We start from the raw sequence: 20,963 nt of genomic DNA, 5'->3' as shown, positions 1-20,963 counted from the left end.
TCGAAAGTGCGTGTGAGATGGGTTTGGATCGGGAATCCTTCGCCGCGCATGCGGCTTTCGGAACGATCTCTTCCGGCGTCCACAGATCTTTCGCACAGCCTGTGGATAACTTTTCGGAGAGCCACATTCCTGTGGACAACCCCGTTCCCAAGTCCCGCTGCACACAAGGGGATTTAGTCAAGCGGCCGTGCCGCGTCTGCCCCATTTCGGGGAATGGGACCCTTTTCATTGACCGGCATCCACAGCGTCCGACCGGTCCCGAGAAGATCCATTTCGGCCACGCGCTTCGTCGCGCTCGACCTCGCATCGCCGAATTCATATTCCGGCATATCGGTCATAAGGTAAGGCACGGGATATCGGTTCGTGCGGTGGAACCGCGCACCGGTAGCCTTGAGGGGTGATTGACCTTCGCCTGCTCCGTGAGGACCCCGACCGTGTTCGCGCCTCCCAGCGTGCCCGTGGAGAGGACGTCGCGCTAGTCGACGCCCTGCTCTCCGCCGACGAGCGGCGCAGGTCGTCCGGGCTCCGCTTCGACGAGCTCCGTTCCGAGCAGAAGTCGCTCGGCAAGCTGATCCCCAAGGCCCCCGCCGACGAGAAGCAGGAGCTCCTGAAGAAGGCCGGCGAGCTCTCCGCCGCCGTCAAGAGCGCCGAGGCCGAGCAGCGCGAGGCAGACGAGGAGACCCAGCGCCTCGCCCTCCTGCTGGGCAACATCGTGCACACGGACGTCCCGGTCGGCGGCGAGGAGGACTTCGTCGTCCTCGAGACGCACGGCACGATCCGTGACTTCGGCGCCGAGGGCTTCGAGCCCAAGGACCACCTGGAGCTCGGCGAGGCGCTCGGCGCCATCGACGTCGAGCGCGGCGCCAAGGTGTCGGGCTCGCGCTTCTACTACCTGACGGGCGTCGGCGCCCTCCTCGAGCTCGCCCTGGTGAACGCGGCGATCGCACAGGCCACCGAGGCCGGCTTCATCCCGATGCTGACGCCCGCCCTGGTGCGCCCGCGCGCCATGGAGGGCACGGGCTTCCTCGGCCAGGCCGCGGAGAACGTGTACCACCTGGAGAAGGACGACTACTACCTGGTCGGCACCTCCGAGGTCGCGCTCGCCGGCTACCACATGGACGAGATCCTCGACGCGGACAAGCTGCCGCTGCGTTACGCCGGCTTCTCGCCGTGCTTCCGCCGCGAGGCCGGTACGTACGGCAAGGACACCCGGGGCATCTTCCGCGTGCACCAGTTCGACAAGGTCGAGATGTTCTCGTACGTCGCTCCCGAGGACGCCGAGTCCGAGCACAAGCGGCTTCTGGAGTGGGAGAAGCAGTGGCTGACCGGCCTCGAGCTGCCCTTCCAGGTCATCGATGTGGCGACGGGCGACCTCGGGTCCTCGGCCTCGCGCAAGTTCGACTGCGAGGCGTGGATCCCGACGCAGGGCAAGTACCGCGAGCTGACCTCGGCGTCGAACTGTGACGGCTTCCAGGCCCGTCGCCTGTCCATCCGGATGCGCGACGGCAAGAAGGTGCAGCCGCTGGCGACGCTCAACGGCACGCTGTGTGCGGTGCCGCGCACCATCGTGGCCATCCTTGAGAATCACCAGCAGGCCGACGGCTCCGTGAGGGTGCCCGAGGTGCTGCGTCCGTACTTGGGGGGACGAGCCACTCTTGAACCGAAGTAAATGCAGTCTGGAGCCGATCAACAAGTGAGCCACCCTGCTCCACTCGATCACCCGTTCCCGTACAAACTCGTCGCGACCGATCTCGACGGGACGCTTCTGCGGCCCGACGACACGGTCTCCGAGCGGACGCGTGAGGCGCTCACCGCGGTCACCGCGACGGGCGCCGCCCACATCATCGTGACCGGGCGGGCCGTGCCCTGGACCCGGCACATCCTCGACGACCTCGGCTACGAGGGCCTCGCGGTGTGCGGGCAGGGCGCGCAGGTCTATCACGCCGGCGAGCACCGGCTGCTGACGTCGGTGACGCTCGACCGGCAGCTGGCCGGTCTCGCGCTCTCCAAGATCGAGGCGGAGACCGGGCCGCTGGCCCTGGCCGCGAGCCGTGACGGCCTCGAGGGCGAGGTCATCGTGGGGCCCGGCTACCAGGTGCAGGAAGGCCCCCTGCCGGTCATCCCGTTCACGGATGTCACCGAGCTCTGGAAAGCGCCGCTGAACAAGGTGTACGTGCAGCACCCCGGCATGACCGACGACGAGCTGGCCGCCGTGGCGCTGGCCGTGGCCGGTGATCTGGTGGGCGTCACCATGGCGGGCGAGGGCATCGTCGAGCTGCTGCCGCTCGGTCTGTCCAAGGCGACCGGTCTCTCGCTCGCCGCGCGCCGGCTGGGCGCGAAGGCGGCCGACACGATCGCTTTCGGCGACATGCCCAACGACATCCCGATGTTCGGCTGGGCGGCGCACGGCGTGGCGATGGCCAACGCCCACGCGGAGCTCAAGGCAGTCGCGGACGAGGTCACGACGTCGAACGCGGACGACGGCATCGCGGTGGTCCTGGAACGCCTGCTGGGCTGACGGCCTGCCGTCGCCGCGGCCGTCTGCGGCTGCCGTTCCCCTGAGGGGCGCGGCATCGAAAAGTCTGGGTGGGCGGCCCGCGCACCCGGAAGATGCGCGCTCGAAGCGGCCGCCCCGGGCAGCCTCCCCGTGAGCCGGCTCGTACGGAGTGAGTAACTACTCCGGAGCCTGCCGTGGGCTGCCCTGCCGGGAGCTCGACGGAATCTTGACCGACATCGTCTCGCTCCTCTCCCAGCAGGCGGGCGCCGTGCGCGGCGCGGTTACAGAACTACTGTGCCCCTACTGGGAGTTGGGCGCCACCGAATAAAACCGGGATCGGCAGGCGGCTAGCGTCTGCGCCACTTGCGGCGTCAGGCGCGGCTGAAGAACCAGCCCGCGGGGGGCTTGTCGGACCGCCACGGCTGGGGCTCGGGGGACTCGTTCCGCCAGCGGGCGGCGAGCATGCGGGCCCGCGCGGACGGCTCCGTGGTCTCGGCGGACCGTATGAAGTCCTCGTCGAAGGTCACGTCCTCCCACGTCTCGTCCCGCTCATGCTCCGGATCCGCCGCCATCTCCACACATCTCCACTCCTCCTGGAACGGGTCGCCTTCCTGGAAAACGGTTCGTTCTCCTGGAGAACAGATCGCTCTCCTGGAAAACAGGTCACCCTCCCGACCAGTGTCCTGATGGGAGGGTGAAGCCGCTGTCAAGAGCCGTCACTCCTCGCCGGCGAGCTTCAGCGTGCGCAGCTTCTGGCCCGCGTACCAGGTGGCGAGCACGGTGACCCCGGCGAGCAGGACGGTGGCGAGGGGCAGGCCGACGTCCGAGGTGATCAGGTCGCCGCCCGCCACCTTGTGGGCCACGGCGAGGGACCACTGCTGCACACTGAGGGTGCGCGCACCGGCCACGAGCGACCCGAAGAGCGCCTCCCAGACCAGGGCGTAGACGAGGCCGAAGACCACCGCGTGGCGCGTGATCGTGCCGAGGAGCAGGAAGAGCGCGGCGTACGCGATGGAGGCGACGAGGGCCGCGATCGTGTAGGCGACGGCGATCTGCTGCCCGTTCCCGTTCAGGATCAGGCCCGCGATGAGCGTGGGGACTGCGGAGAACGCCATCGTCACGGCGACGGCGACGATCAGCTTGGTGAAGATGATCGTCGGGCGCTTGATCGGCTTCGCGAGGAGGTAGACGACGGAGCCGTCGTCGATCTCCGGGCCGATCGCGCCCGTGCCCGCGATGACGCCGATGATCGGCACCATCGTGGCGAGCGCGAACCCGCCCAGGACGTCGGCGGCGATCTGGTCGTCCGCTCCGGTGAGGCCGCGCACGAGCGCAGAGATGGCGATGAGCAGGACGGGCAGGGCACACAGGATGAGGGCCCGGCGGCGGCCGAGCAGGGCTCGGTAGGTGAGCCGGGCGACAGTGGGGTCGTACATCAGGGCCTCCTACGCCGCGACCAGATACGAGAACACGGACTCGAGGGACTCGTCGGACGGCGAGACCGTGAGCAGTCTGATGCCGTGGGCCTTGGCGACCTGGGGCAGCAGGGTGGTGAACCGGCCGAAGTCGACGGCCTGGACGCGCAACGCGCCCTCCTTGAGGTCGACTTCGATGCCCGCGGTGGACGGGTCCGCGATCAGCGCGGCCGCGAGGGCGCGGTCGTCGCTGGAGCGGATGAGATAGCGGTGCGGGCGGTCGGTCATCAGGCGGCGGATCTTGCGGAAGTCCCCGCCGGCCGCGTGGCGCCCGGCGACGATCACCTCGATGTGGGAAGCGAGCTGTTCGACCTCTTCGAGGATGTGGGACGAGAAGAGGACCGTGCGGCCCTCGGCGCCCATGCGGCGCAGGAGGTCCATGAGCTGCATGCGCTGGCGCGGGTCCATGCCGTTGAACGGCTCGTCGAGCAGCAGCACGGACGGCTCGTGGACAAGGGCTGACGCCATCTTCACGCGCTGCCGCATGCCCTTGGAGTACGTCGAGATCTTGCGGTCCTGCGCGTACTCCATCTCGACCGTGGCCAGCGCCTTCTGCGCCTCGTGCGTGCCAAGGCCCTGCAACTCGGCGTTGGCGACGACGAATTCGCGGCCGGTGAGGAAGTCGTACATCGCCTCGCGCTCGGGGACGATGCCGATGTGGCGGTAGACCTGTTCGTTGCGCCAGATCGGCTCCCCGTCGAGGGTGACCGTTCCGTTCGACGGGGCGAGGAAGCCGCCCATCATGTTGATGAGGGTGGACTTTCCCGCGCCGTTCGGGCCGAGGAGGCCGGTGACGCCGGGGGAGATCGTCATCGTGATGTCGTTGACCGCCACCACGTTGCCGAACCAGCGCGATACGTGGTCGATGTTGATCGTGGTCACAGTCCGACCTTCCGGTAGCGGCGCATCAGGAGGCCGTAGCAGCCCGCGATGAGTCCGAGCACGACGAGCAGATAGACGATGCCCTGGCCGGTCGAGGGGCCGTGTCCGCCGGGGAAGGCGGAGGTGGCGCCGAGGAAGGCGGTCTGCACGCCGTCGATGAGGGTGACCGGTGAGAAGAGGCCGAGCCACGTGATCGCGCCGCTGTTGTCCTGTGAGTCGGCGATGGCCTGGACGGTGGAGACCGCTCCGTAGGAGATGGTCATGACGGCGATGACGGCGGCGATGCCGAAGCCGCGGCGGGGTGTGACCGCCGAGACGACGAGGCCGATGCCGGCGAAGAGCAGCGAGAGCAGCGCCACGGAGACCAGTCCCTGGGCGAATCCCTGTGTCTGTTCGGCGAAGTCGAGCTTGGCGAGCAACGCGCCTACGTAGAGCACGATCAGCGGGGCCGCCGTGAGGGCGAAGAGGGCGGAGGTCATGGCCGCGTACTTCGCCAGTACGTAGTCACCGCGCTCGATGGGGCGGGAGAAGTACAGCGGGATCGATTTGAAGCGCAGGTCGCGCGAGACGGACTGGGGTGCCTGGGAGGCGAGATAGAGACCGATGACGGCCTGCAGGAGGATCGCGTAGCGCGTGTAGTCGACGGGCAGGTCCTTCATCTTCGTGGTGACGGCGACCGCGACCATGATGAGGGCGGGCACGCACATCACTACGAAGAGCAGCATCGGCAGCACTTTGGACTTGGCCGAGCGGCCGAGGCCGTAGGCGCCGCGCAGGCTCTGGGAGAAGAGCGAGCGGCGGGCGTAGGCGCGGCCGAGGCGCGGGCCGTCGTAGTGGCGGTAGCCGATGTTGTGGATGCGGGTCTGCTCACCGGCGGGGGTGAGGGACTGCTCAACCGCCATGGGTGACCGCCTCCTTCCGCTCGTTGTCCGTCTCTGAGCGGAAGACTTCCGCGATGTGGTGCCTGCGCTGTTCCATCCGGATCAGCCCGAGGCCGAGCTCGGCGACGATGTCGCGTACGAGGTCGTAGGTGTCGTCGCTCTGGGTGGTGATCAGCACCGTGTGTCCGGCGCCGGGCAGCTCTCCGCCGGTCGCGGTCTCGGTGCCGCGCAGGGCGAAGGCCTCGCGCAACGCGCGCGTGCCGTCCGGGTGTTCGTCGGAGTCGGTGACCTCGATCGCCAGAGTCGTCGTGGTCTGGGTGAAGTCCGTGGTGGAACTGGAGCGCAGAAGCTTTCCGCCGTCGACCACGACGACGTGGTCACAGGTGCGCTCGAGCTCGCCCAGGAGGTGCGAGGTGACGAGGACCGAGATGCCGAAGTCGGTGTGGACGCGGCGGATCAGGTCGAGCATGTCGTCACGGCCGACCGGGTCGAGACCGTTCGTCGGTTCGTCGAGGAAGACGAGCTGCGGGTCGTGGACAAGAGCCTGCGCGAGCTTCACGCGCTGCTTCATGCCCGTCGAGTAGCCGCCGATGGGGCGGTAGCGCTCTTCGTAGAGGCCGACGTGGCGGAGGGTGTCGGCGGTGCGCTCGCGGGCCGCGGTGGGCGGCAGGCCCGACATGCGCGCCATGTGGACGACGAACTCGGTGGCCGAGACGTCGGGCGGCAGGCAGTCGTGTTCCGGCATGTAGCCGACGCGCTCGCGGATGGCGGCGCCTTCGGTGGCCACGTCGAGGCCGAGCACGGCGGCGCGGCCCTCCGTGGCGGGGGACAGACCCAGAAGGATCTTGATCAGTGTGGACTTGCCGGCTCCATTGGCTCCGACGAGTCCCGTCACACCGGGCCCGATGTCCATGGAGAGCCGGTCAAGCGCGGTCACCCGGGGGAACCGCTTGCTCAGGCTTTCGGTCGCGATCACAGTCACAACTCGAAGGTAGTGGCGCAGACCACACGGATCGTCAGACCAGGGGCTTGTCCCCGTCTCAGACTCGAGTACTACGGGTCCCTAGGGGTTCCTCCCTGAGTCGCCCTCCGTGAGCTCCCGGAGTTTTCCACAGGCGCCCGTGCACACCCCTTGACGCAGCCGCCAACCATTGTCACATTCATCAGTGTCAAGTTACGAGCGCGTACGGCAACGGACCGGACACGGACGGACGGTGGCATGACCCCAGCAGTGGTACGTGAACTCTCCGCGGAGCTGCGGGGGTTCAGAGAAGTCCAGTCCCTCGCATACGAGTGCGCGGAGGCGGTCGCGGCGCAGCTCAAGCCTGGCGTGACGGAGCGCGAGGCCGCCCGGATGCAGCGGGAGTGGCTGCGGGAGCGCGGTGTGCGCGACTGGTTCCATCTGCCGTTCGCCTGGTTCGGCGACCGCACGGCGTTCGCCGGCTTCCGGATCCCGCTCCAGTTCTTCCCGACGAACCGGAAGCTGGAGGCGGGGATGCCGTTCATCCTCGACATGGCCCCGGTCTACAAGGGCTATACGGCGGACATCGGCTACTCGGGCTCGCTCGGCCTCAATCCCGTGCAGGACAAGCTGCTCGCCGACCTCGAGGTGCACCGCGAGCTGATAGTGCGCGAGGTCCGTGAGCGCCGTTCCCTGCGGGAGATCTACGAGGACGTGGACCGTCTCATGGTCCGCCAGGGCTATGCGAACCGGCATCGCGCGTACCCGTTCGGGGTGATCGCGCACAAGGTGGACCGGGTCAAGGAGCGCCGGATCTCCCCGACGCTGTTCGGCTTCGGCACGCAGTCCCTGAAGGGACTCGCGAGCGACGCGATCCATGGGCACCGGGACGGCTGGTCCCCGCTGTGGTCGCCGTACAAGTTCTCCGACCATCCGCCGCAGCCGGGCCTGTGGGCGGTGGAGCCGCACCTCGGCTTCCGGGGTACGGGCGCGAAGTTCGAGGAGATCCTGGTCGTCACCGACTCCAAGGACCCCGAGCAGAGCGCGTTCTGGCTGGACGACGATCTGCCGCATGTGCGGCGCTGGGCGGAGGGCATCTGATGGCGGGACTCAAGGGGCTGGCCGGAGCGCGGGAGCGCTGGGTGAGCACGGGCGGTATCGAGCTGTGCGTGGCCGAGCTGGGCGACCCGACCCGGCCCACGGTGGTGCTCGTGCACGGGTACCCGGACTCCAAGGAGGTGTGGTCGGAGGTCGCCGAGCGGCTCGCCGACCGCTTCCATGTGGTCCTGTACGACGTGCGGGGCCACGGCAGGTCGACGGCGCCGACGCCGCTGCGCGGCGGGTTCACGCTGGAGAAGCTGACGGACGACTTCCTCGCGGTCGCCGACGCGGTCAGCCCGGACGAGCCGGTCCATCTGGTCGGCCACGACTGGGGTTCGGTGCAGTCCTGGGAGTTCGCCACGGTCCGGCGCACCGAGGGCAGGATCGCGTCCTTCACCTCGATGTCGGGCCCCTCGCTCGACCACTTCGGGCACTGGATCAAGAAGCGCATGGCGCGGCCGACGCCCCGCAGGGTGGGCCAGCTGCTCGGCCAGGGCGCCAAGTCCTGGTACGTGTACATGCTGCACACGCCCGTGCTGCCCGAGCTCGCCTGGCGGGGGCCGCTCGGCAAGCGCTGGCCGAAGATCCTCGAACGCATGGAGAAGGTGCCGGCGGGCGACTACCCGACGCCGTCCCTGCCCTCGGACGCCGCCCACGGCGCCTGGCTCTACCGGGACAACGTACGGGCGCGGCTGAGCAGGCCACGCGCTGACGCGTACGCGCACGTGCCGGTCCAGCTCGTCCTGCCCCTCGGCGACATCTTCCTGTCCGAGCGGCTCTATGACGAACTGGAGCTGTGGGCACCGGGGTTGGTCCGTCGCACGTTGCCGGCCAAGCACTGGGTGCCGCGTACCCGGCCGGATCAACTGTCCGCGTGGATCAGCGAGTTCGTCCTGGCGAACGAGGAGCGGGAGGCGGGCGTGCCCGCACAGCGCACGAAGGCCACGGGCAAGCACGCCGAGCGCTTCGGCGGCCAGCTCGTGCTGGTCACCGGCGCGGGCAGCGGGATCGGGCGGGCCACCGCCTTCGCATTCGCCGAGGCCGGCGCGCGCGTGGTGGCCGTCGACCGGGACACGGAGAGCGCGGCCCGCACCGCCGAGATGGCCCAGCTCATAGGCGCCCCCCAGGCATGGGCCGAGACCGTGGACGTCACCGACGAACAGGCCATGGAGAAGCTCGCCGAGAAGGTCGCCGCCGAATACGGCACCGTCGACGTGCTGGTGAACAACGCGGGCATCGGCCTGTCCGGGTCCTTCTTCGACACCACACCGGAGGACTGGAAGAAGGTCCTCGACGTCAATCTGTGGGGCGTCATCCACGGCTGCCGCCTGTTCGGCAAGCAGATGGCCGAGCGCGGACAGGGAGGCCACATCGTGAACACGGCATCCGCCGCGGCATTCCAGCCCTCCAAGGCGCTGCCCGCCTACAGCACGTCCAAGGCGGCCGTCCTCATGCTCAGCGAGTGCCTGCGCGCCGAGCTGGCGGGCCAAGGGATCGGTGTCTCCGCGATCTGTCCAGGCCTCGTGAACACGAACATCACGGCGACGGCCCGCTTCGCCGGGGTCGACGCCGAGGAGGAGAAGCGCCGCCAGAAGAAGTCCTCGCGCCTGTACGGCCTGCGTAACTACCCGCCGGAGAAGGTCGCCGACGCGATCCTGACCGCCGTCGTGCGCAATCAGGCGGTCGTCCCGGTCACACCGGAGGCGCGCGGCGCCCACCTCATGTCCCGCTTCACGCCCAAGGCCCTGCGCGCCGTCGCACGATTGGAGCCGCCGCTGTGAGCACCGAGGAGAGCACCGGGCACACCGGACACACGGAACCCACCGGGCACTACGCGATCACCCCGCGCCGCGTCTCCTTCGACTGGGAGACGACGCCGCTGCACTGGATACCGGACGAGCCCACGGCGACGCACGTCATCAATGTGCTGCACCTGCTGCTCCCGGCGGGGGAGCGGTGGTTCGTGAAGGTCTTCAAGGAGGGCCTGCCGCTCGTCGACGATCCCGAACTGCTGGGGGACGTCAAGGGGTTCATGGGGCAGGAGGCCACGCACAGCGTGCAGCACGCGTACGTGCTCGACCATCTGGCCGCGCAGCGGCTCGACACCGGGGACTTCACGAAGTACGTCGACTTCCTCTTCGAGAAGCTCCTCGGCGAGCGGCCGCCGCTGGGCGCCCCGGTCTCCACCCAGGAGTGGCTGCGCTTCCGGCTCTCCGTCGTCGCGGCGATCGAGCAGTTCACCGCGGTCCTGGGGAACTGGGTGCTGCACGCCGAAGGGCTCGACGCGGCGGGCACGGACGAGGTCATGCTCGATCTGCTGCGCTGGCACGGCGCGGAGGAGGTCGAGCACCGCGCGGTCGCGTTCGACATGTACCAGCACTGCGGCGGCGATGGCCTGCCCCGCTACGCCCGCCGGCTCGCGGGCATGGCCGTCACCGCTCCCGTGATGCTGTACCTGTGGGCCTGGGGCGCGGCGTATCTCATACGTCACGACCCGCAGCTCGCCGGACGGATGCGCTACTCGCTGGCGGAACACAACAGGGCGGTGCGCAAGGGACTGCTGCCCAGCTGGCGGGAGCTGGGTGCGGCGATACCCCGCTATCTGCGGCGGTCGTACCATCCCTCGCAGGAGGGGTCGCTGCGCAAGGCCGTCGAGTATCTGGCGCAGTCGCCCGCGGCCAGGACGGCGGCGGGCGCGATCGGCCGGACCGCTCTGTCCTAGGGACTTTCGTCCGGCCCGCACGCGGGCGGCGTCCGGATACGGGTCGGCGCCGCCTTCCCACAGGCACGGCGGCCACAGGCACGGCAGAGGGATGTGAAGCGTGACGGAGCAGGCTGTGGCCGAGTACCGGATCGAGGACCTGGCGCACCGCAGCGGCGCCACGGTCCGCACCATCCGCGCCTACCAGGACCGCGGGCTCCTCCCCCGCCCCGAGCGGCGCGGCAGGGCCAATGTGTACGGGGACACGCATCTGGCCCGGCTGCGGCAGATCGCCGACCTCCTCGACCGCGGGTACACCCTGGCCTCGATCAAGGAGCTGCTCGAGGCGTGGGACGCGGGGCGCGGGCTCGGTGGTGTGCTCGGCCTGGTCGCGGAGGTCGACGGGCCGTGGACCGACGAGGAGGCCGACCGGATCTCGCGCGCCGATCTCGCGGCACGGTTCGGAGGCAGCGAGGACGAGGCGGCCATCGCCGACGCGGTGGCGCTCGGGATCCTGGAGCAGATCCCGGGACACGAGGACGAGTTCCTGGTGCCGAGCCCTCAAGAGCTGGCGGTGGCAGCCGAGTTGCACGCATCCGGCGTCCCGCTGCCCGCGATCTCCGCTCATCTACGGGAGTTGAGGGGGCAGATCGAGCACATCGCCACCCGTTTCCTGGAGTTCACGACCGAGCATGTCTTCGCACGCTACCTCGGCCCGTTGCCCCCCACGGACGCGGAAGCGGCCGAGGCGGCCTCGCTCGTACGCAGGCTCCGGCCGCTCGCGCAGCAGTCGGTCGACGCCGAACTGGCGCGTGCCATGAAGCTGTTCGCCACTCGGCACCTCCACCGACACCTGTCGGAGGGCCCGGTCACCTCGCATGCGGAGGAGTCCCATTCGGTTGCTCTTCCCGCCGACACGATCCGCGCTGTACAGAGCCTCGTTGGCGCCAAGAGCGTCGCCGAGTTCATCGCCGCGGCGACCGAACGGGAAGTACGAGCAAGGGCATTGGACACTCTTACCTCAAACCATCACAATTCAGCTTCTGTTGGCCAAATGCCGCCAACGGCATGATGGTTGTCCACAGAATCGCCAAATCTCCTGTGGATAACCGGACTTGGCTGTGGATCAAACCTGCGAACAGAAAAATCACGTGCCGAGGAGTGAGATGCCCGCCACTCTGACGGGATGGATGAAAGACGCACCGTCAAGGTGTCGAAGTACCTCTCGAAGCATCTGCGGCACCAGCCGGAGCGGATCGGGCTGACCCTCGACGAGGGCGGCTGGGTCGAGATCGGGACGCTGCTCGCCGCGGCCGCCGCCCACGGCTTCCGCATCACGCGGGACGAGCTCGACCATGTCGTCGCCGCCAACGACAAGCGGCGCTTCGCGATCGAGGGCTCCCGGATCCGCGCCAGCCAGGGCCACACCGTGGATGTCGACCTCGGACTGCCCCCGGCGACCCCGCCCGCGTACCTCTACCACGGCACCGTCGCCGCGGCCCTGGACTCGATCCGCGCCGAAGGACTGCGGCCCATGAGCCGGCACGACGTCCATCTCTCGCCCGACCGCGAGACCGCCACCCGCGTCGGCGCCCGCCGTGGCCGGCCCGTCGTGCTGTCCGTCGACGCGGGAGCGATGCACCGGGACGGCCACACGTTCCGCGTCAGCGCCAACGGCGTCTGGCTCACGGAGGCCGTTCCACCCCGCTACCTGCGGTTTCCCGACTGAGCCGACCGGTCCCGCGAGGCGCGGTCCCCCACGCCGCCATCACCCCCGGCCCACGCCCGGCGCGCGCCGCTTAGGCTCTGGGGCATGAGCGATCAGCCCCGTCAGCCCACGCCCGCCCTGCGCCTGAGCACCGTGATCCTGCCCTACCGCCGCTGGCACGAGGGCAGCCGAGCCGCATGGCAGCGCGCCGAGGAGCTGGGCTTCCACACCGCGTACACCTACGACCACCTGGCCTGGCGGACCTTCCGCGACGGCCCGTGGTTCGGCGCCGTGCCGACCCTGACCGCCGCCGCGTCCGTCACGGAGCGGATGCGCCTCGGCACACTCGTCACCTCGCCGAACTTCCGGCACCCGGTCACGCTCGCCAAGGAACTGATCTCCCTCGACGACATCTCCGGTGGCCGGATCACCCTCGGTATCGGCGCGGGCGGCAACGGCTTCGACGCGACGACGCTCCTGAAGGCCGGCGAGGAGCCGTGGACCCCGCGCGAACGGGCCGACCACTTCGCCGAGTTCGTCCCGCTGCTCGACCGGCTGCTGAGCGAGGACTCGGTGACATACGACGGTGAGTTCTACTCGGCGCAGGAGGCGCGGAACATCCCGGGCTGCGTACAGCGGCCCAGGCTGCCCTTCGCGGTGGCCGCGACAGGACCTCGCGGACTGAAGCTGGCCGCCCGGCACGGGCAGGCGTGGGTGACGACGGGCGACCCGAAGCTGTTCGAGACGGGCACGCCCGAGGAGTCGATTCAAGCCATTCGCGGACAGGCCGCCAAGCTCGCCGACGCCTGCGCCGAGCTCGGCCGGGACGCCGCCGAACTCGACAAGGTCCTCCTCACCGGATTCACCCCGGACCGCAGCCGTCCGCTGGAGTCCGTGGACGCCTTCGTCGACTTCGCCGGCAAGCACGCCGCCCTGGGCATCACCGAGATCGTGATCCACTGGCCCATCCCCGACTCGGAGTTCGCCGCCGACCAGAAGGTCTTCGAAAGCATCGCCACGGAGGCCCTCGCCCAGCTCGGCTGAGGCCCCGCGGCAACCCGGCGGAACCGGTGGGGCGCCTGCGCGAGGACCGTACTCATCTGCGCGCCCCACCGCACGCCCGTGCGCGCATATGCGGGACAATAGTGCGGTGACCTCACCGACTCCTCGGCCCTGGACCCCGGCCGCCAACGCCCCCGCGCCCCGGCTCGTCGCCACGGACCTGGACGGCACGCTGCTGCGCGACGACAAGTCCGTCTCGCCGCGGACGGTCGCCGCGCTCGCCGCCGCCGAGCAGGCGGGCATCGAGGTCTTCTTCGTGACCGGCAGACCGGCCCGCTGGATGGACGTGGTCAGCGACCACGTGCACGGCCACGGCCTGGCGATCTGCGGGAACGGCGCGGCCGTTGTGGACCTGCACGGCGGCCCCGGCCGCCACCGGTTCGTGAAGGTCAGGGACCTCGCCCCCGAGATCGCCCTCGACGTCGTACACATCCTGCGCGCCGCAGCGCCCGGCACGGCCTTCGCCGTCGAGCGGACCGGCGGCCTCCACCACGAGCCGACGTACCCGCCGCTGCACCTGGAGGCGGGGGAGAGCGTCGCGGCCGCCGAGAAGCTCCTCGCCGACGGCTCGCCCTGCGCGGACCAGCCCGTCCTCAAGCTGCTCGCGTACCACGCGGACCTCGCCCCCGACGAGTTCCTCGCTCTCGCCCGCGCGGCCGTCGGCGACCGCGCGGCGATCACCCGTTCCAGCCCCAGCGCGCTCCTGGAGATCAGCGGCCCCGGCGTCTCCAAGGCCAGCACCCTCGCGCTGTGCTGCGCCGAGCGCGGCATCACGGCGGCCGAGGTCGTCGCCTTCGGGGACATGCCCAACGACATGGAGATGCTCCGCTGGGCCGGCACCTCGTTCGCAATGGGCAACGCGCACCCGGACGTGCTCGCCGCCGCGTCGGGCCACACGGTGCCGAACAACGAGGACGGCGTGGCCGCGGTCATCGAACAGATCCTGGCGGCGCGTCAGCCCTCCGGGGACGGCGCACCGGGCGACTCCTAGAAGCAGACTCCTAGAAGCGCTGGCAGAAACGGTCCTCCACACGTGGGTCCGGCCCGCACATAGCCCCGCCCCGCACATGGTCCCCGCTCTTAAAGCGGCACCCCATGTCTCGGATCGTGGCCCGGGGCTTACGACGACGGCCTGCCGAACTCGTGCGCCTGGGGAAGCGGGCGCCCCGTACGGCTCAGATCCGTACCCCTCGAACAGGGCCCGGCGCGGTACCTGGGTCGCGCCCTCAGTGAGGCGCCTGCCAGACCACCGTCGTGCCGCCCCCGTCCTCGCCGATGCCCGGCCCGTACCAGCTGTCGCCGCCCAGGGACTCGGCCCGCAGCTTGAGGTTCTTGAGGCCGCTGCGCCGGCCGCCCTCCGGGATGCCGACGCCGTCGTCGGAGACCGTCAGCCGGACACCGCGCTGCCCGTCGGGGAGCGACACGTTCGCGTCGACGACCACGTCGATACGGGCAGCCTCCGCGTGCCGGAACGCGTTGGACAGCGCCTCACGCAGGGCCGCGATGAGGTTCTTGCCGGTGAGTTCGCCGACCACGGTGTCGACGGCGCCGACGAAGTGGTGCGTGGGCTTGAAGCCGAGCGGCACGGCCGCCATGTTGATCTCGCGCAGGACGCGTGTGCGCAGGCCCGAGGGCGCCTCGGCGGGCCCCTGCTGGAGCGCGAAGATGGCCGTGCGGATCTCCTGGATGGTGACGTCCAGCTCGTCGACGGCCTTGCCGACACCGACCTGCACCTCGGGCACGACGGACCTGCGCTGGGCGCTCTCCAGCATCATCCCGGTGGCGAACAGGCGCTGGATGACGAGGTCGTGGAGATCGCGGGCGATCCGGTCGCGGTCCTCGTACACCGCGAGCCGCTCCCGGTCGCGCTGCGCCTCCGCCATCATCAGCGCGAGTGCGGCCTGCGAGGCGAACTGGGCGGCGAGGGTGCGCTCCGCATCGGTGAAGGGCCGGGCGCCACGCGCGCGTGGCGTCACGAGTGCGCCGAGGACGCGGCCGTCGCTCTGGAGGGGCAGCATCATCGCGGGACCGTAGTCGCGCGCGAGATCGGTCAGTATGCGCGGGTCGGTGGACGCGTCGTCGACGAACACCGTCGCGCCGCCCAGGAGTTCGGCGACGATCTCGCTCTCGGCCGGGATCATCACGCCGAGGGCCTGCGACGGCTCGTCCGACGAGACGGCGACGATCTCCATGCCGCCCTCCTCGGCCGGCAGGAGGACGATGCCGGCCGCCGAGCCCGACAGGTGCCTGGCCTGTTCGGCGACGACCTGGAGGGCTTCCTCGGCGTCACTGCCGGACAACAGGGCGGTCGTGACGGCCACCGACCCGTCGATCCACCGCTCGCGCTGCCTGGCGGCCTCGTACAGGCGCGCGTTGCCGATGGCGATGCCGGCCTCCGTGGCGAGGACGCGGACCATGTTCAGGTCGTAGTCGTTGAACTCGACCCCGCCGTGCTTCTCCGTCAGATAGAGGTTGCCGAAGATCTCCCCCTCGACGCGGATGGGGACGCCCAAAAAGGTCCGCATCGGCGGGTGGTGGGCCGGAAAGCCGCAGGAGCGCGAGTCGTCGGCCAGGTTCGAGAGGCGTACCGGGCCCGGGTCGTGGATGAGCGCTCCGAGGAGCCCGCGGTGGCCGTCCGGGAGCCGTCCGATGAGCTCCGCCGTCTCCGCGTCGACTCCGTGGAAGACGAAGTCCGAGAGCGCCTCGCCGTCCTCGGAGACGACGCCGATCGCCGCGTAGCGGGCGTCGGCGAGTTCGGCGGCCGTCTCGCAGATGCGGTCGAGGGTGGAGTGCAGTTCCAGACCGGTGCCCACGGAGCGCATCGCTTCGAGCAGCTGCGGCACCCGCGCGGTCAGCTCGGCGGACAGTCCCTGGAGCCCGCGCGTCGCCTGCGTCGCCGCCTCCAGCGCGTCGGAGGAGTCCCGCTCGCCGTCGGACGGTGGGGTGGCGCCGGGCACCGGTGCAGCTGACATGCCTCGAGACTAGTTAGTCCCATTTGGAGAGGAAAGTCGGCGTTACGGGCCACTGCCCCGCCACCTGGTACGTGTGGCTGGCCGGTACACGTGGCAACCCGGTACGCGAGGCCGCCCGGTACGCATGGCCACCGGGTACACGTAGCTACCCGGTACACGTAGCTACCCGGCCACCAACAGCTCCGCCTCCCGCTCGCGTTGCCACAGCGCGCGCAACGGCCCGTCGACCGCCACCAGATCCTCGTACCTGCCGCGCTGCACGACCCGCCCCGCGTCGAGGACGAGCACCTCGTCCACGGCGTCGAGGCCGGCCATCCGGTGCGTGATCAGCAGCGTCGTGCGGCCCTCGGTCGCGGACAGGAGGTCCGCCGTGAGCGCGTCCGCCGTCGGCAGGTCGAGGTGCTCGGCGGGCTCGTCGAGCACGAGGACGGGGAAGTCGGCCAGCAGGGCGCGGGCCAGGGCGAGCCGCTGCCGCTGGCCTCCGGACAGGCGCGCGCCGTGTTCGCCGACGAGGGTGCCGAGCCCGTCGGGCAGCGAATCGGCCCACTCCAGGAGGCGTGCGGCGGCCAGGACTTCGCGCAGATCGTCGTCGGTGGCGTCCTTCTTGGCAAGGAGCAGGTTCTCGCGCACCGAGCTGTCGAAGAGGTGCGCGTCCTGCGCGCACAGCCCGACGAGCCGCCGCACCGCATCCCCTTCGAGCCCGTACGCGTCCTGCCCAGCCAGGGTGTACGCCCCCTCGCCCGCGTCCAGGAACCGCAGCAGGACCTGGGCGAGCGTCGTCTTTCCGGATCCCGACGGGCCGACGACGGCGACCCTGCGGCCCCGCTCCAGCGTGAGATCGACCCCGTGGAGCGCGTCCCGGCCCTGCCCGTCGTGGCGCGCGGCGAGACCGCGCACCAGCAGAGGGAAGGGGTCCTGCGGCGCCTGCGCGGGCAATTCCGGCTCCCGTACGGGGTCCGGCGCATCCAGGACCTCGTGGACACGTTCGGCGCTCTTCTTGACCCGCTGGCGGTACTGCACGGCGAGCGGGAGTCCCATGACGGCCTCGAACGCGGCCAGCGGCGTGAGGACGACGACCGCGAGCTGGACCCCGTCGAGGCGGCCCTCGCGCACTCCCTGCATCCCGGCGAGCGCGGCACCGACCACGGTGAGACCGGTGATCAGCGCGGTGAGACCGTCGCCCAGCGCGGTGGCGGTGGCGGCGCGGGACGCGATCCGCGTCAGCACGGAGTCGGCGGCCTTCGCCTGCGCGGTGCGCGCGGGCAGCGCTCCCGCGACGGTCAGTTCGGCGGTGCCGGTGAGGAGTTCGGCCACGCGAGTGGCGAGCGTCCCGCGCGCGGGGGCCAGCCGGCGCTCGGCGCGGCGGGCGACGGCTCCGGAGAGCAGCGGCACGCCGATCCCCGCGAGCAGCAGGCCTACGGCGAGCACGGCACCGGCGGCGGGCAGCAGCCAGGCGGTGAACGCGACGGAGGCGGCACCGACCACCGCGGCGGCCGACGCGGGCAGCAGCCAGCGCAGCCAGTAGTCCTGGAGGGCGTCCACATCGGAGACGAGCCGGGAGAGCAGATCGCCTCGGCGCGTCGCGCGCAGGCCCGCTGGGGCGAGCCGCTCCAGCCGCCGGTAGACGGCGACCCGGGTGTCCGCGAGCATCCGCAGCACGGCGTCGTGCGACACGACCCGCTCGCCGTACCGGAAGCAGGCGCGCCCGATCCCGAAGGCGCGGGTCGCCGTGACGGCGACCATCAGGTACATCACGGGCGGCTGCTGCGAGGCCCGCGAGATGAGCCACCCGGAGGTCGCCATGAGCCCGACGGCGCTGCCGAGGGCGAGCGCACCGAGCAGCAGCGCAAGAGCCAGCCGCCCCCGCCGCGCCCGTGTGGCGCCTCGCACCCGCGAGAGCACACTGCCCCGGCTCTCTCCGGAGAGGGCCGATTCGTGACGATCCTCTACGGAGACGGGCAGTTCGGCCGCCAGGGTCGGCGGCACAGGACGTACCGCAGGCTCCCCCGCCCCCGCGGGCTTCCCCGCGGGCTCCCCCGTCACCGCAGGGGAACGCGGTACGTCGAGACGCACCACCCGGTCGGCGACGGCCAGCAGCGCGGGACGGTGCACCACCAGAAGGACGGTCCGGCCGGCGGCGAGTCGGCGGACCGCCTCGACGATCCCCGCCTCGGTCTCGCCGTCGAGCGCGGCCGTCGGCTCGTCCAGCAGCACCACGGGCCGGTCGGCGAGGAACGCCCGCGCCAGGGCGAGCCGTTGTCGCTGCCCGGCCGAGAGCCCGGCCCCGTCCTCGCCGAGCAGGGTGTCCGCGCCGTCGGGCAGCGCGCGGACGAAGTCCTGGGCCCCCGCCTCGCGCAACGCCTCCTCGACCTCCGCGGGCGACGCGTCGGGCCGCGCGAGCCGCACGTTGTCCGCGATCGACCCGGCGTACAACTGAGGACGCTGAGGCACCCAGGCCACGCGCGCGTGCCACGCCGCCCGGTCGAGACCGGCCAGATCGGCACCTCCGACGAGAACCCGGCCGGCCTGGGGACGGACGAATCCGAGCGCCGCGCTCAGCAACGTCGACTTGCCCACGCCGCTCGGGCCGACGAGCGCCACCGTCTCCCCGGGTGCGACCTCGAAGTCGGCCTCCGAGACGGCGTCCGCGGACCGGCCGGGATAGCGGACGGTCACTCCGTCGAAGGCGATACCGGTGGTCGCGGGCACCGCGCCGGCGCCGGACGGCGGCACCAGGGTCTCCAGGACGGCGAAGATCTCCTCCGCGGCGGCGAGTCCCTCGGCCGCCGCGTGATACTGCGCGCCGACCTGACGCAGCGGCAGATAGGCCTCGGGCGCGAGGACGAGGATGACCAGTCCCACGTAGAGGTCCATGTCGCCGTGCACGAGCCGCATGCCGATGGTCACGGCCACCAGGGCGACCGACAGTGTGGAGAGGAGTTCGAGGGCGAACGACGACAGGAAGGCGATGCGCAGGGTCCGCATCGTCGCCTGCCGGTACTCGCCGGTGATCCGGCGGATCGACTCGGCCTGCGCCTTGGCCCGGCCGAACACCTTCAGCGTCGGAAGGCCGGCGACCACGTCCAGGAAGTGCCCCGAAAGCCGGGACAGGAGCCGCCACTGACGGTCCATGTGGGACTGGGTGGCCCAGCCGATGAGGATCATGAATACGGGGATCAGGGGCAGGGTGCAGACGATGATCGCCGCGGACACCCAGTCCTCGGTGACGATGCGCGCGAGTACCGCCACGGGCACCACCACCGCGAGGCCCAACTGCGGCAGATAGCGCGAGAAGTAATCGTCGAGCGCGTCCACGCCCCGCGTCGCGAGCGCCACCAGGGATCCGGTCCGCTGCCCACTGAGCCACCCCGGGCCCAGCTGGGAGGCGCGTTCCAGGAGCCGTCCGCGCAGCTCCGACTTGACCGCCGCGCTGGCCCGGTGAGCGGCCAGCTCGGTCAGCCACGAGACCAGACCGCGTCCGGCCGCCACCAGCGCAAGCAGCAACAGCGGTGTGCGCAGGGCGGAGACATCAAGGCCGTGCTCGAAGGCCCCCACCACCACTTCGGCGATGAGCATCGCCTGAGCGATGACCAGGCCCGCCCCGGCCACGCCGAGGACCACCACCGCGATCAGGAAGAGGCGAGTGGCCCTGGCGTACCGGAGCAGACGCTGGTCGATCGGTTTCACGTGAAACACACCCTCGTCATCAGGGGCTCAGTGTGCGGCGTCGGCGATGTGCTGCGTGCCGATCCGCTTGCGGAACACCCAGTACGTCCACGACTGGTAGAGCAGCACGATGGGCGTCGCCACCGCCGCGCACCAGGTCATGATCTTCAGGGTGTAGGGGCTCGACGAGGCATTGGTGACCGTGAGGCTCCAGTCCGGGTCGAGCGAAGACGGCATGACGTTCGGGAACAGCGTCAGGAAGAGCATCGCGACGGCTGCCGCGATCGTGATGCCGGACAGCGCGAACGACCAGCCCTCACGCCCCGCCTTGATGGCGACGATGGCGCCGACGAGGGCGGCCACCGTGACGATCATCGCGATCAGCGACGAGCCGTCGCCCTTGTCGGCCTGGGTCCAGATCAGGAAGGCGAGCGCGAAGGCCGCAGCCACCAGACCGAGCCCCAGCGCCATCTTCCCCGCCCGCACCCGGATGTCGCCCACCGTCTTGAGCGAGGCGAACACCGCGCCGTGGAAGGTGAACAGCGTCAGCGTCACCAGGCCGCCGAGGATCGCGTACGGGTTGAGCAGGTCCCAGAAGCTGCCCACGAACTCCTTGTGCGCGTCGATCTTCACGCCGCGCACGATGTTCCCGAAGGCCACGCCCCACAGCACCGCCGGGATCAGCGAGGTCCAGAAGATCGCGTGCTCCCAGTTGGTCTGCCACTTCTCCTCGGGCCGCTTCGCCCGGTACTCGAAGGCGACACCCCGCACGATCAGGCAGACCAGGATCACCAGCAGCGGCAGGTAGAAGCCCGAGAAGAGCGTCGCGTACCAGTCCGGGAAGGCGGCGAAGGTCGCACCGCCGGCCGTGAGCAGCCACACCTCGTTGCCGTCCCAGACGGGTCCGATGGTGTTGATCAGGACGCGCCGCTCGGTGCGTCCGCGGGCGAGCACCTTGGTCAGGACCCCGATCCCGAAGTCGAATCCCTCCAGGAAGAAGTAGCCGATCCACAGGACCGCTATGAGTACGAACCAGACGTCGTGAAGTTCCATGCCT

17 protein-coding genes are annotated in these 20,963 nt (G+C 70.4%); 9 read left to right on the top strand and 8 right to left on the bottom strand.

Translation table 11 applies throughout. The features are described 5' to 3' along the window. Nucleotides 1–397: 397 nt before the first annotated feature. Both serS and OHA58_RS18125 read left to right on the top strand, forming a co-directional pair. Nucleotides 398–1,669, top strand: a complete 1,272-nt coding sequence (serS, locus tag OHA58_RS18130; RefSeq protein WP_405479910.1) for a serine--tRNA ligase — start codon at nucleotides 398–400, stop codon at nucleotides 1,667–1,669. A 24-nt stretch (nucleotides 1,670–1,693) separates the two neighbouring features. Continuing rightward, complete coding sequence (locus OHA58_RS18125; RefSeq protein WP_405479908.1) at nucleotides 1,694–2,518, top strand: HAD family hydrolase; 825 nt, start codon at nucleotides 1,694–1,696, stop codon at nucleotides 2,516–2,518. A gap of 350 nt (nucleotides 2,519–2,868) precedes the next feature. On the opposite strand, the gene OHA58_RS18120 is transcribed toward OHA58_RS18125, so the two are convergent. The 5 genes from OHA58_RS18120 to OHA58_RS18100 form a co-directional block, all read right to left on the bottom strand. Continuing rightward, nucleotides 2,869–3,069, bottom strand: coding sequence for a hypothetical protein (locus tag OHA58_RS18120; RefSeq protein ID WP_405485025.1), 201 nt, complete (start codon nucleotides 3,067–3,069; stop codon nucleotides 2,869–2,871). A gap of 144 nt (nucleotides 3,070–3,213) precedes the next feature. Next, on the bottom strand, nucleotides 3,214–3,933 hold the full coding sequence (locus OHA58_RS18115; RefSeq protein WP_405479906.1) for an ABC transporter permease: 720 nt from the start codon (nucleotides 3,931–3,933) through the stop codon (nucleotides 3,214–3,216). A gap of 9 nt (nucleotides 3,934–3,942) precedes the next feature. Further along, a complete protein-coding gene (locus tag OHA58_RS18110) occupies nucleotides 3,943–4,854 on the bottom strand; it encodes an ABC transporter ATP-binding protein (RefSeq protein ID WP_100597168.1) in 912 nt (303 codons plus the stop codon). Beyond that, entirely contained in the window at nucleotides 4,851–5,756 is a 906-nt protein-coding gene (locus OHA58_RS18105) for an ABC transporter permease (protein WP_405479903.1), read from the bottom strand. Before OHA58_RS18105 ends, OHA58_RS18110 begins: the two co-directional genes overlap by 4 nt. Beyond that, nucleotides 5,746–6,711 carry an ABC transporter ATP-binding protein gene (locus OHA58_RS18100; RefSeq protein WP_405485023.1) on the bottom strand — a complete coding sequence of 322 codons (966 nt, stop codon included), beginning with the start codon at nucleotides 6,709–6,711 and terminating at the stop codon, nucleotides 5,746–5,748. The genes OHA58_RS18105 and OHA58_RS18100 overlap by 11 nt, the downstream gene beginning before the upstream one ends. Before the next feature lie 243 nt (nucleotides 6,712–6,954). On the opposite strand from OHA58_RS18100, the gene OHA58_RS18095 reads away from it, so the two are divergent. The 7 genes from OHA58_RS18095 (at nucleotide 6,955) to OHA58_RS18065 (ending at nucleotide 14,259) form a co-directional block, all read left to right on the top strand. Continuing rightward, the gene (locus tag OHA58_RS18095; protein ID WP_405479901.1) at nucleotides 6,955–7,797 is read left to right on the top strand and encodes a M24 family metallopeptidase; all 843 of its coding nucleotides are present in this window, start codon (nucleotides 6,955–6,957) and stop codon (nucleotides 7,795–7,797) included. Then, complete coding sequence (locus OHA58_RS18090) at nucleotides 7,797–9,578, top strand: SDR family oxidoreductase (RefSeq protein WP_405479899.1); 1,782 nt, start codon at nucleotides 7,797–7,799, stop codon at nucleotides 9,576–9,578. The genes OHA58_RS18095 and OHA58_RS18090 overlap by 1 nt, the downstream gene beginning before the upstream one ends. After that, nucleotides 9,575–10,519 (top strand): metal-dependent hydrolase, encoded by a 945-nt coding sequence (locus tag OHA58_RS18085; protein ID WP_405479897.1) that lies wholly within the window; start codon nucleotides 9,575–9,577, stop codon nucleotides 10,517–10,519. The genes OHA58_RS18090 and OHA58_RS18085 overlap by 4 nt, the downstream gene beginning before the upstream one ends. Nucleotides 10,520–10,619: 100 nt before the next feature. After that, a complete protein-coding gene (locus OHA58_RS18080; RefSeq protein WP_405479895.1) occupies nucleotides 10,620–11,570 on the top strand; it encodes a MerR family transcriptional regulator in 951 nt (316 codons plus the stop codon). Between the two features lie 114 nt (nucleotides 11,571–11,684). Then, complete coding sequence (locus OHA58_RS18075; RefSeq protein ID WP_405479893.1) at nucleotides 11,685–12,227, top strand: RNA 2'-phosphotransferase; 543 nt, start codon at nucleotides 11,685–11,687, stop codon at nucleotides 12,225–12,227. Between the two features lie 84 nt (nucleotides 12,228–12,311). Continuing rightward, nucleotides 12,312–13,250, top strand: coding sequence for an LLM class flavin-dependent oxidoreductase (locus OHA58_RS18070; RefSeq protein WP_405479891.1), 939 nt, complete (start codon nucleotides 12,312–12,314; stop codon nucleotides 13,248–13,250). 88 nt (nucleotides 13,251–13,338) lie between these two features. Beyond that, a complete protein-coding gene (locus OHA58_RS18065) occupies nucleotides 13,339–14,259 on the top strand; it encodes an HAD-IIB family hydrolase (RefSeq protein WP_405479889.1) in 921 nt (306 codons plus the stop codon). A 235-nt stretch (nucleotides 14,260–14,494) separates the two neighbouring features. Here the strand turns inward: OHA58_RS18065 and OHA58_RS18060 are convergent, their stop codons facing one another. The 3 genes from OHA58_RS18060 to cydB all read right to left on the bottom strand — a co-directional run bounded on the left by OHA58_RS18060 (nucleotide 14,495) and on the right by cydB (nucleotide 20,959). Then, complete coding sequence (locus tag OHA58_RS18060; protein WP_405479887.1) at nucleotides 14,495–16,240, bottom strand: GAF domain-containing protein; 1,746 nt, start codon at nucleotides 16,238–16,240, stop codon at nucleotides 14,495–14,497. 162 nt (nucleotides 16,241–16,402) lie between these two features. After that, complete coding sequence (gene cydD / locus OHA58_RS18055) at nucleotides 16,403–19,927, bottom strand: thiol reductant ABC exporter subunit CydD (RefSeq protein ID WP_405479885.1); 3,525 nt, start codon at nucleotides 19,925–19,927, stop codon at nucleotides 16,403–16,405. 27 nt (nucleotides 19,928–19,954) lie between these two features. Then, the gene (gene cydB / locus OHA58_RS18050) at nucleotides 19,955–20,959 is read right to left on the bottom strand and encodes a cytochrome d ubiquinol oxidase subunit II (protein WP_405479883.1); all 1,005 of its coding nucleotides are present in this window, start codon (nucleotides 20,957–20,959) and stop codon (nucleotides 19,955–19,957) included. Nucleotides 20,960–20,963 lie beyond the last annotated feature (4 nt).

Source organism: Streptomyces sp. NBC_00009, from assembly GCF_045040855.1.
Taxonomy (GTDB): Bacteria; Actinomycetota; Actinomycetes; order Streptomycetales; family Streptomycetaceae; genus Streptomyces; species Streptomyces aureus.
The sequence above is the reverse complement of the archived record's forward strand: the minus strand, read 5'-3'. Positions and strand labels throughout refer to the sequence as shown.

What these genes read in the sequence shown, in the direction of transcription:
- OHA58_RS18090 (WP_405479899.1), top strand. Translation starts at nt 7,797, where the DNA reads ATGGCGGGACTCAAGGGGCTGGCCGGAGCGCGGGAGCGCTGGGTGAGC.
- OHA58_RS18120 (WP_405485025.1), bottom strand. Translation starts at nt 3,069, where the DNA reads ATGGCGGCGGATCCGGAGCATGAGCGGGACGAGACGTGGGAGGACGTG.
- OHA58_RS18070 (WP_405479891.1), top strand. Translation starts at nt 12,312, where the DNA reads ATGAGCGATCAGCCCCGTCAGCCCACGCCCGCCCTGCGCCTGAGCACC.
- OHA58_RS18095 (WP_405479901.1), top strand. Translation starts at nt 6,955, where the DNA reads ATGACCCCAGCAGTGGTACGTGAACTCTCCGCGGAGCTGCGGGGGTTC.
- OHA58_RS18075 (WP_405479893.1), top strand. Translation starts at nt 11,685, where the DNA reads ATGGATGAAAGACGCACCGTCAAGGTGTCGAAGTACCTCTCGAAGCAT.
- OHA58_RS18105 (WP_405479903.1), bottom strand. Translation starts at nt 5,756, where the DNA reads ATGGCGGTTGAGCAGTCCCTCACCCCCGCCGGTGAGCAGACCCGCATC.
- OHA58_RS18060 (WP_405479887.1), bottom strand. Translation starts at nt 16,240, where the DNA reads ATGTCAGCTGCACCGGTGCCCGGCGCCACCCCACCGTCCGACGGCGAG.
- cydB (WP_405479883.1), bottom strand. Translation starts at nt 20,959, where the DNA reads ATGGAACTTCACGACGTCTGGTTCGTACTCATAGCGGTCCTGTGGATC.
- OHA58_RS18065 (WP_405479889.1), top strand. Translation starts at nt 13,339, where the DNA reads ATGCGGGACAATAGTGCGGTGACCTCACCGACTCCTCGGCCCTGGACC.
- OHA58_RS18115 (WP_405479906.1), bottom strand. Translation starts at nt 3,933, where the DNA reads ATGTACGACCCCACTGTCGCCCGGCTCACCTACCGAGCCCTGCTCGGC.